The organism is Rhizobium sp. R711 (assembly GCF_002211365.1).
Lineage (GTDB): Bacteria > Pseudomonadota > Alphaproteobacteria > Rhizobiales > Rhizobiaceae > Rhizobium.
The window spans coordinates 155,352-167,695 of sequence record NZ_LOKZ01000035.1; the positions used below are offsets into that span (position 1 = coordinate 155,352).

At 62.7% G+C, this 12,344-nt stretch carries 9 protein-coding genes; 2 read left to right on the plus strand and 7 right to left on the minus strand.

From position 1 onward, the window contains the following. Window positions 1-83: 83 nt before the first annotated feature. The gene (locus ATY80_RS23005; RefSeq protein ID WP_088694712.1) at window positions 84-1,892 is read left to right on the plus strand and encodes a monovalent cation:proton antiporter-2 (CPA2) family protein; all 1,809 of its coding nucleotides are present in this window, start codon (window positions 84-86) and stop codon (window positions 1,890-1,892) included. 473 nt (window positions 1,893-2,365) lie between these two features. On the opposite strand, the gene ATY80_RS23015 is transcribed toward ATY80_RS23005, so the two are convergent. From ATY80_RS23015 to ATY80_RS23025, 3 genes are read right to left on the minus strand one after another with little or no spacing between them, the layout of a single operon-like run. Next, window positions 2,366-3,262 (minus strand): patatin-like phospholipase family protein, encoded by an 897-nt coding sequence (locus ATY80_RS23015; protein WP_088694621.1) that lies wholly within the window; start codon window positions 3,260-3,262, stop codon window positions 2,366-2,368. A 23-nt stretch (window positions 3,263-3,285) separates the two neighbouring features. After that, window positions 3,286-3,846, minus strand: a complete 561-nt coding sequence (gene rsmD, locus ATY80_RS23020; protein WP_088694622.1) for a 16S rRNA (guanine(966)-N(2))-methyltransferase RsmD — start codon at window positions 3,844-3,846, stop codon at window positions 3,286-3,288. Continuing rightward, window positions 3,827-5,812, minus strand: a complete 1,986-nt coding sequence (locus ATY80_RS23025; RefSeq protein ID WP_088694623.1) for a pseudouridine synthase — start codon at window positions 5,810-5,812, stop codon at window positions 3,827-3,829. The genes rsmD and ATY80_RS23025 overlap by 20 nt, the downstream gene beginning before the upstream one ends. Before the next feature lie 72 nt (window positions 5,813-5,884). Here ATY80_RS23025 and ATY80_RS23030 point away from each other — a divergent pair, with 72 nt between their 5' ends. Next, window positions 5,885-6,340, plus strand: coding sequence for a nucleoside deaminase (locus tag ATY80_RS23030; RefSeq protein ID WP_189637242.1), 456 nt, complete (start codon window positions 5,885-5,887; stop codon window positions 6,338-6,340). A gap of 109 nt (window positions 6,341-6,449) precedes the next feature. Here the strand turns inward: ATY80_RS23030 and ATY80_RS23035 are convergent, their stop codons facing one another. From ATY80_RS23035 to ATY80_RS23055, 4 genes are all read right to left on the minus strand, one after another. Beyond that, complete coding sequence (locus ATY80_RS23035) at window positions 6,450-7,076, minus strand: hypothetical protein (RefSeq protein WP_088694624.1); 627 nt, start codon at window positions 7,074-7,076, stop codon at window positions 6,450-6,452. Window positions 7,077-7,209: 133 nt separating this feature from the next. Beyond that, the gene (gene ileS / locus ATY80_RS23040) at window positions 7,210-10,116 is read right to left on the minus strand and encodes an isoleucine--tRNA ligase (protein ID WP_088694625.1); all 2,907 of its coding nucleotides are present in this window, start codon (window positions 10,114-10,116) and stop codon (window positions 7,210-7,212) included. A 271-nt stretch (window positions 10,117-10,387) separates the two neighbouring features. Continuing rightward, window positions 10,388-11,371: a bifunctional riboflavin kinase/FAD synthetase gene (locus tag ATY80_RS23050; protein ID WP_088694627.1), complete on the minus strand. Its 984-nt coding sequence runs from the start codon at window positions 11,369-11,371 to the stop codon at window positions 10,388-10,390. 27 nt (window positions 11,372-11,398) lie between these two features. Beyond that, window positions 11,399-12,247 carry a TIGR01459 family HAD-type hydrolase gene (locus ATY80_RS23055; protein ID WP_088694628.1) on the minus strand — a complete coding sequence of 283 codons (849 nt, stop codon included), beginning with the start codon at window positions 12,245-12,247 and terminating at the stop codon, window positions 11,399-11,401. Window positions 12,248-12,344 lie beyond the last annotated feature (97 nt).

Genomic DNA, 12,344 nt, shown 5'->3' on the forward strand with positions numbered 1-12,344 from the left:
GCTACGAAAAGCATCAAGGCCGCGTGCGCCGATTCTTTTGCCGGCCGCTTGCATGCCTCCGCGCATTGAAAGAAACTCGCCTGATGTCAGAGCCCAACACTCTTTTCACCGAGACGATCCTGCTGCTCGGTGGCGCCGTGGTTTCGGCGCCGATTTTCAAGCGCCTTGGGCTCGGAACGGTGCTCGGCTATCTGGCCGCCGGCGTCGTCATCGGCCCGATCTTTCACGGATTGACGGATGGCGAGCAGATCCTGGACGTTGCCGAACTCGGCGTCGTCTTCCTCCTCTTCATCATCGGTCTTGAGCTGAAGCCTTCGCGTCTCTGGCAGATGCGGCGCGACATTTTCGGGCTCGGAACCGCGCAGGTGGTGGCGACCGGTCTTGTGCTCACACTACTGACCTATCTTTCCGGGGTTCTGGACTGGCGCGGCAGCATCGTCGCGGGTTTCGGGCTTTCCCTCTCCTCCACCGCATTTGCGATGCAGATCCTCGAGGACGAAGGCGATGTGAACACTCGCTACGGACAGCGCTCCTTCTCGATGCTGCTGTTCCAGGATCTTGCGATCGTACCGCTGCTGGCCCTCATCAGCATTCTCGACGGCGGCAAAGGCAGCGGCACGCCGCTGCTGGACTTCGCGGTCGCCATTGCGGCTGTCGCCGCGATGATCGTCATGGGGCGCTATCTGCTCACGCCGCTCTTTCAGATCATCGCCCGCACCGGGGCCCGCGAGGCGATGATTGCCGCCGCCCTCTTCGTGGTAATGGGGTCGGCGAGCCTCATGCAGCTTGCCGGACTGTCGATGGCGATGGGTGCCTTCCTTTCCGGCGTGATGCTTGCCGAGTCTTCCTATCGCCACGAACTGGAAGCCGATATCGAGCCCTTCCGTGGCGTCCTGCTAGCTATCTTCTTCATCGCGGTCGGCCTTTCGATCGAGCTGGAAGTGCTCAGAGACAACGCTCTTTTCATCATCGTTGCCGTGCCCGTCATCATGGCCGCGAAGGCACTGGTGATCTACGCTCTCTGCCGCGCAACGGGATCGCCGCATGACGACGCTATCAGGATCGCTTTCCTGCTGCCGCAGGGCGGCGAGTTCGGCTTCGTCCTGTTTACCGCCGCCGGCATTGCCGGACTGATGCCGACAAGCACCGCCTCGCTGCTGATCGCGATCGTCACCCTGTCGATGGCGCTGACCCCGATCGGAACGATGCTGGCCAAGCGTCTTCTCTCCGGCAAAGAGGAGGAACAGCTGGACGAAGATTTCGAAGGCGCCGGCGCGGATGTGCTGATGGTCGGCTTCTCGCGTTTCGGGCAGATTGCCGCCCAGATCCTGCTCGCCGGCGGGCGTGCCGTGACCGTCATCGACTTTTCGGCCGATCGCATCCGGCAGGCTTCCTCCTTCGGTTTCCGAATCTACTTCGGCGACGGCACCCGCAAGGACGTGCTCAGGGCCGCCGGCATCGACCGCGCCAAGATCGTCGTCGTCTGCACCCAGAAGCGCGAGATTACCGACAAGATCGTCGAGCTGGTGCAGGCGGACTATCCGGATGCCAAGCTCTTCGTGCGCTCCTACGACCGCATTCACTCAATCACGCTCCGCAATCTCAACGTCGACTATGAACTGCGCGAGACGCTGGAATCCGGTCTGCTGTTCGGCCGGCGAACGCTGGAGGCATTGGGTGTCGGCGAGGCGGAGGCCTACGAAATCGGCGAGGATATCCGCAAGCGTGATGAAGCGCGCCTGGTGCTGCAGGTCACGGAAGGACTGCAGGCCGGCCGCGACATGCTGTTCTCCCAGCCGGTGAAACCGGAGCCACTCATGAAGCCAAAGCGCGCCGCGAGCTTCGACGAGGACCCGCTGGCTGGCACGGCAGAAGTGACGGCCGACGCTTAGCCGATCGCGGAGGCACTAATTAGGTCCCCCAAAACACCGGTCGCCGTCGGAGGCCTGCTCGGATTAGGAGAACATCTCTTGAAGCAACAAAGAGGCGAGATAACGAGCGATCCCGATGAAGACGTAAGCGAGTAACTCCGCTCTGGCTGAGGCCATCGCGTCGAGCATCCTACTGGTGATAGTCGCCGCCTCTTTCTCCGCAGGTATTGATCCGCGGCCCGCGATACCCGTTGCGATTGCCATTGATTTGAGGGACTATCCGCTCTGGCCCCTGAGGCCCGCGCAGTCTTCGATGTTAGGACAATGCTATGCCTCTATGCTGTCTTCTGGCCGTCGCGGCCATTGCCCTCGTTACCCTTTCCGGATGTGCAACCACCGGCTCTGGCGCAGGGAATACCACCTACGCAACCCCCGCAGGGATTGGCCCGGTTCGTGGCAGCGGTATTAACGGCTACTAGTCTTGGGCAAAGCCTCTAAGAGGCGATCCGCGCTTCGATCTCCCGATCGAGCGCGTATTTCAGTTCGTCCTTGATGCCGACCGACATGGACAGGACCTGGCGAGCCTTCAGGAAGTCCATCACGCCGATGCGCCCAACTGGGGGGCGCAGGAAGATGTGCGGTGCCTGCAGGCGCAGCTTCAGGGAAATGGCGGTCTGCATCATCAGCTGCCCGGAGCCGAAGATGCTCTCCATCCGGTTCGGAATATGGGTGCCGTCGCCTTCCGGCGCGCCGACGACATCGATGCCGATGACGATATCGGCGCGGTCCATCAGGCATTCGTAAGGCACGGGATTGCTGATGCCGCCATCGATCATCACCCGTCCGTGCAGCCGCACCGGCATGAAGACCGCGGGGATTGCCGAGGAAGCGGCCAGCGCCGGGAACAACGCACCGTGGCTCGTCAACACTTCGCACTGGCCGTAATAATCGGTGGCCGTCACCGTCGTTGGCACCAGCAGATCCTCGAAGCGATCCGGAAGATCGGCGGGAAGGAAAGCTTTCAGGATACGCTCGAGATTGAACTGTCCGATGCGCACGCCGTTGGCAACCGCATCGCGCACCGTCTGCGGGCGCAGGCCCCAGAGGCGACTGACAACGGCAGCCTTGTTGCCGACCGTCATCATGACATGCTCGCGGATGGCTTCGCCGGTCATTCCAGCCGCCATGCCCGCGCCCATGATGGAGCCGATCGAGGAGCCTGCGATTGCCACGGGACGAATGCCGAGTTCATCCAGCGTTTCTATGACGTGGATGTGAGACAGGCCACGCGCGCCGCCACCGCCGAAGGCAACCGCAACTGTGGGTGTCGAACGGCCGGAGGCGCCGGTCGAGGCAGGCAACTCGGTTTCGATCTTCTCTGCCTGCTGCACCGCTGCCCCCGATTTCCGCCGCCCTATTCAGGCTGATAGCGGAAAAAATGAACCTTGGTATCGCCGAATATCCGGCTTTCGAGGAAAAGATAGGAAGGGTCGACCGAAACGGCAACGTCCGCGCGTTCTTCCAGGACTGCAATCGCGCCCGGTTGCAGCCAGCCACCCTTGGCTGCGGCGGCCATTGCCTTTTCGCCAAGCCCCTTGCCGTAGGGCGGGTCGGCAAACAGCATCTGGAACGGCTCGAGATTGCCGACGCTGCCGAGATCGGTCGCATCGCGCCTCAGGATGCGCGTCCTGCCATGCAGGCCGAGCGCATCGATGTTTTCCCAGAGCAGGCCCCTGCCCTCGACGCTGTTTTCGACGAACAGCGCATGGCGGCAGCCGCGCGAGACGGCTTCGAGGCCAACGGCGCCGGTGCCGGCAAAGAGATCCAGTATCCGGGTGCCATCGACGCATTCCGGATAGGCATGCCTCAGAATGTTGAACAGGCTCTCACGCGTCCGGTCGGCAGTCGGCCGGATGTCGTTTGACTTTGGTACGGCAAGCGGCCGTCCGCGAAACTCACCGCCGACGATCCGCACCGCGTCCTATTCCCTTTCCTTTTGGTCCACCCCGCGACGGCCCGCCCGAAGGCTTGCCACTGCCCCCCGGCCTGTCGCCCTTCGGCTTGCCGGAGAAAGACTTGCCGCCACCGGGCTTACCGCCGCCGAAGCTCTTGCCGCGCGGCTTGTCGCCGAAGGGACGTCCCCCACTAGGCTTGTCACCGAAGGAGCGCTCGCCGGCCGGACGCTCGGAGCGAGCCTCGCCGGAGAAGCGCTTGGCGCGGGGACGCTCATCGCCCTCTTCGCGCGGACGGCGCGGCTTGTCGCCGAACGGCCGGTCGCCACGCGGCGGCCGATCACCGAAGGAACGGGGACGCTCATCACCGTCCTCGCGCGGCCTGCGGTCGCCACGCGGCTTGCCGCCGAATGGACGGTCACCGGCTGGCCGGTCTCCCCGCGCCGGGCGGTCGCCGAAGGAACGGGGACGGTCGCCGTCCTCGCGCGGCTTGCGCTCACCACGGGGCTTGTCGCCGAATGGCCGATCGCCGCGCGGTGGGCGGTCGCCATAGGGTCTCTCACCGCGCGCGGTGCGGTCGCCGCCGGAACGGTCGCCACGATCGCCGAAGGACCTGTCGCCACGCGACGGGCGGTCGCCGCGCAGGCCGCGATCACCACGATCACCAGAACGCTTGCGATCGCCGTCGTCGCGGCTCACATCGCTGGAGCGGATCCATTCGCCCTCTTCATCGGTGGCTCGGTTGATCTGGACGCGGTGGCGGTCATCCCCGAAGCTTGCCGCCTGCGGCCTATCGCGGCCGGGCTTTTCGCCACGGCGCTGCGCCGTTTTGGCATTCTTCTCGGCCCTAGCGGCTGCCTTCTCGCCGAGCGGGCGGGCGCCGGGAGCCATCCAGACATTGGCATTGCGGCGGCTGCCGAGCGCGGGGCGCTTCGGACGATCATCGTCATTGCGGCCACCATCGCGACGGTCACCGCGGCGATCGTCGCGCTTGGTGTCGAGGCGGCTCAGCGCACGCTCGCGCTTGTCTTCCGGCTTGCGGGGGCGCTCGCGGCGCTCCGGCTTCGCTTCGGGTTCTTCCTCAGCAGCGACAGCCGGCGAGTTGTAGATCGGCGCGTCGAAATTGGCCTTCGCGTCCTCGATCAGGCGCGGGCCGAGCTGGTCGCGCAAGGTGCGGCCGCGCACTTCGACCACATCCCGCTCCGGCAGATCGCCGAGCTGGAACGGGCCGTAGGAGATGCGGATCAGACGATTGACTTCGAGACCGAGCGCACCCAGCACGTTCTTGATTTCGCGGTTCTTGCCTTCGCGCAGGCCCATGGTGAGCCAGACGTTCGAGCCCTGTGTACGGTCAAGGGTCGCTTCGATCGCGCCATAAAGGACACCATCGACGGCGATGCCATCCTTGAGCTTGTCGAGCGCCTCCTGATCGATCTCGCCGTGGGCGCGCACGCGGTAGCGGCGCAGCCAGCCGGTCGTCGGCAGTTCGAGGGCGCGAGCTAGGCCGCCGTCATTGGTCAAAAGCAGCAGGCCCTCGGTGTTGATGTCGAGGCGGCCAATCGACATGACGCGCGGCAGGTCGTCCGGCAGGTTGTCGAAAACCGTGGGGCGTCCTTCCGGATCCACGTTCGTCGTCACAAGGCCGGCGGGCTTGTGGTAAAGCCAGAGCCTGGTGCGTTCGATACCGCGGATCGGAACGCCGTCCACTTCGATCTTGTCCGTCAGCGTCACGTTGACGACAGGGGTCTCGAGGAGCTTGCCGTTCAGCTTGACGCGGCCGTCCATGATCATGCGCTCGATATCGCGACGCGATGCGACACCGGCGCGCGCCATCACTTTCGAGATGCGCTCGGCCTTGGCGTCACCTTCGGCAACGCTGCTCGCCTCGGTCTTGACGAGCGCCTTGGCCGGCTTCCCACCGGATTTCGGGCCGGCATCGCGCGGAGATGGCTTGCCGCCTGGCCGTTTTGGCTTGTCTTTGAATGTCATTTGTTGTTTGCCTGCCTTTTGCGGCCTTCCTATCAGGTCGCGCCCCTGCGGTTAAGTGGAAATTGTCGGATCGTGAAGACAAATCAATTTATCGAGCTGGCGCTCGACCAGGCCCGCGCCGCCGGAGAGCGCGGCGAGGTGCCGATCGGAGCGGTTCTGGTGATTGACGGGGCCGTGGTCGCGGCATCCGGCAACCGCACCCGCGAGCTCAACGATGTCACAGCTCACGCTGAAGTCGCCGTCATTCGGATGGCCTGCGAGGCACTTGGTCAGGAGCGGCTGACCGGCGCCGACCTCTATGTGACGCTGGAACCCTGTACCATGTGCGCGGCCGCCATTTCCTTTGCGCGCATTCGCCGGCTCTACTACGGTGCCGAAGACCCGAAAGGTGGCGCCGTCGACAATGGCGTGCGTTTCTACAGGCAGCCTACCTGCCATCACGCCCCGGAGGTGTATTCCGGTTTGCAGGAGACGACATCCGCCGACATCCTTCGAACGTTCTTCGCGCAGAAACGGGATATGCCGTAACATTACTGGTACCGGCGCGATCTTCGCGCCGTCGGCACTAGCCTTGCCGGCAGGATGTTGGTTGACAAGTGGTCAAAAGCAAAGCGGGGCTGATGCCCAGCTTGAAACCTTACTGGAGGAGGTTCCACCACTGATTGCCCGTACCGGCAATCGCAGCTTCCTTCTTCTTCTTCTTCGCCTTCTTCAGCTCCGGCTCGCCGAGATCGTCCAGCTTGGCCGGATCGTCGACCTGGCGGTATTCGGTTGGCGGATCCGAGATGTAGCGGCGGTCGGTATAGGAGCCCTTCTGGGTGGCGCGAGCCTCGCGATAGGCCTTGGTCTGGGCTTCGGTCGTTTGCCGGCCACCTTCAACCTTGTCGCTTGCGAGCGGCGAGCGGTAGTTCGGGTTGTCGCTGTTTTCGTCAGCTTCCTTGACTAGGCGTGCGCGGGTCTCTTCCGGGGATTCGATCCACTGCGGATTTTCCTTGCTGGCTATGCTCTGCTGCGGCTCGACGAGGTTCTCCTTGTCAGCTGCCTGCGGCAGCACGAGGGCCGGGCGGGCGCTGTACTTGACGCCCTTGTTCTTCGGCCCGTCGCCGGTCAATGAAACGGACTGACCAAGGTCGTCGGTCAACTGTTCCATCGCGGTCTTGTCCGTACCGTAGCGCGGGCTCCCCATGCAGCCGGTGATCATCGCGCCGCCTGCCATAGCAACAGTCAGGCAGACGCCCACACGGATCCAACGTGTTGATAACATGAAAACCCTTCCAGCCATGCCGGTGCAATCATCGCCCTACCGGACACTCGTCCCCCTGACGCAAAAATCCGGCCATTTTCAGGCAGCTTTTACCGGATGAACCGCGATTGTGCAATTCACCCGGTAATATTCTTCAGTTTTGCACCGCTAGTTCGCGCAACGCAGCCGCATCGCGGGCCGAGACGTCGGGATACTCGGTGTCAGAACCGACATCCGTCGTGATCCGCCATGAGCGGGCGCATTTGGTGCCTTCGGCCAGTTTCGGCTCGACGCTGACACCTGACACCTCCGGCAGGCGGAACGCATCGGCCGGCCCTTCCGTGCCGTCGATGACGATGCCAGAGGTGATGCAGATCTCCTCGAAGTCCTGGCCCTCCAGCGCCTTCAGAAGCTCCGCATCGGCGACGTGAACGACGGGGGCAGCCTCTAGCGAGGAGCCGATACGCTTGTCCTTGCGCTCGATTTCCAGTGCGCCCGTGACGACCGTGCGGACCACGCGGATCTTCTTCCACTTCTCGGCCAGTGCCTCGTTCTTCCAGTCCGCCGGAATGGTCGGGAACTGCTCGAGGTGAACCGAAACCGCCGAAGGATTGCGCGACAGCCATGCCTCTTCCGTCGTGAACGGCAGCATCGGCGCCAGCCATGTAACCATGCATTCGAAGATGTTGCGGATGACATGAAGGGCCGAGCGACGGCGGAGACTCGACGGCGCATCGCAGTAAAGCGCATCCTTGCGGACGTCGAAGTAGAAGGCCGAGAGCTCGACGTTGGCGAAATCGATCAGTGCGCGAGCGATCTTCTTGAAGTCGAAGGCGTCGTAGCTTTCGCGGACAAGTTGTTCGAGTTCGGCGAGGCGATGCAGCATCAGTTGCTCGAGCTCCGGCAGATCGGCAAGCGCGATGACTTCGCCCTTGTCGTGCGCCAGCGTGCCGAGCATCCAGCGGATCGTGTTGCGCAGCTTGCGATAGGCATCGATGTTCGTCTGGATGATCGTCTTGCCGACACGCAGATCCTCGGCGTAGTCGGACGTCATCACCCAAAGGCGCAGGATATCTGCGCCTGCGTCCTTCATGATTTCCTGCGGAGATGTCACGTTGCCTTTCGACTTCGACATCTTCTCGCCTTTCTCGTCCATGGTGAAGCCATGGGTGAGAACAGCATCATAGGGCGCCCGGCCACGGGTTGCGGCAGATTCCAGCAGCGACGAATGGAACCAGCCGCGGTGCTGGTCGGACCCTTCAAGGTAAAGGTCGGCCGGCCACTTCAGATCCGGGCGATCTTCGAGCGTGAAGGTGTGCGTCGAGCCCGAGTCGAACCAGACGTCGAGGATGTCCATGACCTGCGTCCAGGGCTCATTTGCCTTCTCGCCCAGGAAGCGCTCACGTGCACCATCGGCGAACCAGGCATCGGCGCCCTCGTTCTCAAAGGCTTCCAGGATGCGCGCGTTCACGGCATCGTCCTGCAGGATACCGCCGTCATCATCGACGAAGAGGCAGATCGGCACGCCCCAGGCGCGCTGACGCGACAGGACCCAATCCGGGCGCTGTTCGATCATGGCGCGCAGGCGGTTCTGACCGGCCGCGGGTACGAAGCGGGTTGCGTCGATTGCGTTCAGGGCGCGCGAGCGCAGTGTCGTGCCATCGCCGAGTTCCTTGTCCATGTAGACGAACCACTGCGGCGTATTGCGGAAGATGACCGGCTTCTTCGAACGCCAGGAGTGCGGATAGGAGTGCTTGAGGCGGCCGCGTGCAAACAGCGCATGGCGACCGATCAACGCCTTGATGACACGCTCGTTGGCATCACCCTTCTTGCCCTTGTCGTCGATGACGCGAGCAGCACCGCCCTCGGCATCCGGGCCGAAGCCGGGAGCGTCAGCCGTGAAGAAACCAGCGTCGTCGACCGGGAACGGGATCGCCGACGAGATGCGGCGCTCTTCCAGCAAACGGACGTTGGCCATCCAGGCATCAAAGTCTTCCCGGCCGTGGCTCGGCGCGGTGTGAACGAAACCGGTGCCCGTCTCGTCGGTGACATGGTCGCCGTCGAGGAGCGGCACATGGAAATCGTAGCCGCCACCGAGTCCGTGCAAGGGGTGAGTGCAGGTGATCGCCGCGAATTCCGCCGCTGCGACATCACGGACGAACTTGAGGGTCACCTTCGCCTTGGCAGCCGACTCCTCGGCGAGGCGTTTGGCGAAGATCAGCCGTTCGCCCGGCTGCGGTCCGAAGTCGTTCTCAGCGGTCTCGATCTCGTAGAGGCCGTAGCCGTAGCGCGAGGAATAGGCGATGGCGCGGTTGCCCGGGATCGTCCACGGCGTCGTCGTCCAGATCACGACGAAGGCGCCCTTGAGTTCGCTGGGGCCATCAGCCACTGGGAACTTCACCCAGATCATATCGCTTTCGACATCGGCGTATTCGACTTCAGCTTCGGCGAGCGCCGTGCGCTCGACGACCGACCACATGATCGGCTTCGAACCGCGATAGAGCTGGCCTGACTTGGCGATCTTCAGCAGTTCGCCGGCGATGCGCGATTCCGCGTGGAAGTTCATCGTCGTGTACGGGTTGTCGAAGTCGCCTTCGATGCCGAGGCGCTTGAACTCCTCCGACTGGACCTTGATCCAGCCAGCAGCAAAGTCGCGGCATTCCTGGCGGAATTCGTTGACCGGAACTTCGTCCTTGTTCTTGCCCTTCTCACGGTACTTCTCCTCGATCTTCCATTCGATCGGAAGGCCGTGGCAGTCCCAGCCGGGGACGTAGTTGGCGTCGTAGCCGCGCATCTGGAACGAGCGATTGATGACATCCTTGAGGATCTTGTTCAGCGCGTGGCCGATATGGATGTTGCCGTTCGCGTAGGGAGGGCCGTCGTGAAGCACGAATTTCTCACGGCCAGCGGCGGAAGCGCGCAGCTTCTTGTAGAGACCCATCTGCTGCCAGCGGGCAACGGTTTCCGGCTCCTTCTGCGGCAGGCCGGCGCGCATCGGGAAGTCCGTTTCCGGCAGATAGAGGGTCTTCGAGTAGTCGAGTTTTTCGGCTGTGTCGGTCATGTCTAGCAATCGTCTCTAGGCGCCACGGAAGCGGGCGCAACGGGCTTGAAAATTGGTGACGGAGGCGCTCGTCGTCCAAGCGCCGAAAACCCGGACCTTCCGGCCGCTTAGCGCGCGCGGAAGGCCGGGCCGATAATTCGTATCGTGATCGCCAGCCGGAACTTGTTCATCGCGCCGGTTCATAGGCGCTTTTGCAGGGAAAAGGAAGAGGGATTTCATGGTGTCGCGTGCGAACGCCGATGAGCGCGTAGCAAGCGCCGCCGTCCCAAATTCAGTGGAAGCAGATCTTGAGGTCGAGTTCACCGAGCGGCCGCACGCCGGCAAGCAGTGCCCTTGCCTCTTCCTTGTCGCGGTTCATCTGTTCCACAAGCGGATCGAGGCCATCGAACTTCAGTTCGGGTCGCAGATAGCCGAAGAAGGAAACGGAACAGATCTGCCCGTAAAGGTCGCCGCTGAAATCGAAAACGTTGGTCTCGAGCAACGGCGCACCATTGTCCGTGACCGTCGGACGGCGACCGTAGCTGGCGACGCCATCATGCAGTGTGCCATCGGCAAGACGAAAGCGAACGGCATAGATGCCGGCCTTCAGATCGGCTTCAGCAGGCAATTGCATGTTTGCGGTCGGGAAGCCGAGCTGGCGACCAAGCTTCTCGCCGCCAATGACTTCCGCTTCCACTGTAAAGTGATAGCCGAGCATTGCGGCCGCCTCGCTAACGTTGCCGTCCTTCAGCAGTTCGCGAATATGGCTCGAAGAGACAACATCGGTATTCTCGTCGCGAAATGCGTCGATCAGCGTAACGCCGAACCCGTATTTTTGACCGGCATCCATCAGGAAGGCCGGACCGCCTTCCCGGCCACGCCCAAAATGAAAGTTGAACCCCGTCACGACCTCGGATGCGCTGAGCCAATCCTTGAGGATCGAATGGATGAAATCATCGGCGGAACGCTGCGAAAACTCCCTGTCGAAGGGATATTCGATGACCGCATTGAAGCCGATCGCCTCGAGGATACGCGCCTTGAGCGGTGCGGGCGTCAAACGAAAGACCGGCTGATCGGGACGGAAGACAGTGCGCGGATGTGGCTCGAAGGTCAGGACCAGTGCCGGAATGCCACGCTGCTGCGATATCTCCAGGGCCCGGTTCAGCACGGACTGATGCCCGCGATGCACGCCGTCGAAGTTGCCAATGGCAATCACACCACCACGCAGGTGGTCCGGCAAGGGTTCGCGAGTTTCGTTGCGGTGAAAAACGGTCATCGGCTGGCTTTTCTTGTGCGGGGCTCTTTATGCGAGACGGGGCATCCACCACTTCGGGGTCGCTTTTTCGCGCTCTAGGTAGGCCGTGAGGATCGCCTCATCGGTCTCTCCATTCAGCGTGTATTCCTTCGCATGGATGCCGCCGCTGATATATAGGAGGTCGAGGCCATAATCGAGAGCGCCGCGCACATCGGTCGGCATCCCGTCCCCGATCGCGAGGACGCGGCTCTTCGGAAACTCGCCATGCGCCTCGCGGGCGACCGACAATACGGCATCATAGATCGGCTTGTGCGGCTTGCCCGCGATGCGCGTTTGTCCACCGAGCTGATTGTAGTAAGCCGCCATCGCACCGGCGCAGGGAATGATCTTGTGGCCGCGCTCGACAACCAGATCAGGGTTGGCGCAGATCATCGGCACACCGCGCGCCTGGAACGCCTTCAGCATCTCGGTGTAGTCTTCCGGAGTCTCAGTTTCGTCGTCGAAAAAGCCGGTGCAGACGACGGAGTCCGCATCCCTGGCATCGACGCGTTCCACGCCAAGCCCCTCGATGATTGCCAGGTCGCGATCCGGTCCGAGCAGAAACACCTTCTTCGGCCCCTCGGCAATCAGGCCGCGCGTCACGTCGCCCGATGTGACGATCCGGTCGTAGGCGCCGTCCTGGATACCGATCTGGCGAAGCTGCGCCACAACTTGCGGAGCGATGCGTGGCGAATTGGTGATGAGAACGACGGTCAGTCCTTCCGCACGCGCTGCCTCCAGTGCAGCCGCCGCCTTCGGGAAGGGATCGACGCCGTTGTGCAGGACACCCCAGACATCGCAGAACACCGCATCATACTGGCTGGTGATTTCCGCAAAGTTCTCGATCCGCTTGGCCATTCCGATTTCCCGATCTCGTTAACTCACGGCTGACATCGCAAAGGCATGCCGCGATGGCAAGGCATTTTGCAGTGAGCAACTGCAAAAAACCGGAACC

What these genes read in the sequence shown, in the direction of transcription:
- ATY80_RS23005 (WP_088694712.1), top strand. Translation starts at nt 84, where the DNA reads ATGTCAGAGCCCAACACTCTTTTCACCGAGACGATCCTGCTGCTCGGT.
- ATY80_RS23025 (WP_088694623.1), bottom strand. Translation starts at nt 5,812, where the DNA reads ATGACATTCAAAGACAAGCCAAAACGGCCAGGCGGCAAGCCATCTCCG.
- ATY80_RS23035 (WP_088694624.1), bottom strand. Translation starts at nt 7,076, where the DNA reads ATGTTATCAACACGTTGGATCCGTGTGGGCGTCTGCCTGACTGTTGCT.
- ileS (WP_088694625.1), bottom strand. Translation starts at nt 10,116, where the DNA reads ATGACCGACACAGCCGAAAAACTCGACTACTCGAAGACCCTCTATCTG.
- ATY80_RS23050 (WP_088694627.1), bottom strand. Translation starts at nt 11,371, where the DNA reads ATGACCGTTTTTCACCGCAACGAAACTCGCGAACCCTTGCCGGACCAC.
- ATY80_RS23055 (WP_088694628.1), bottom strand. Translation starts at nt 12,247, where the DNA reads ATGGCCAAGCGGATCGAGAACTTTGCGGAAATCACCAGCCAGTATGAT.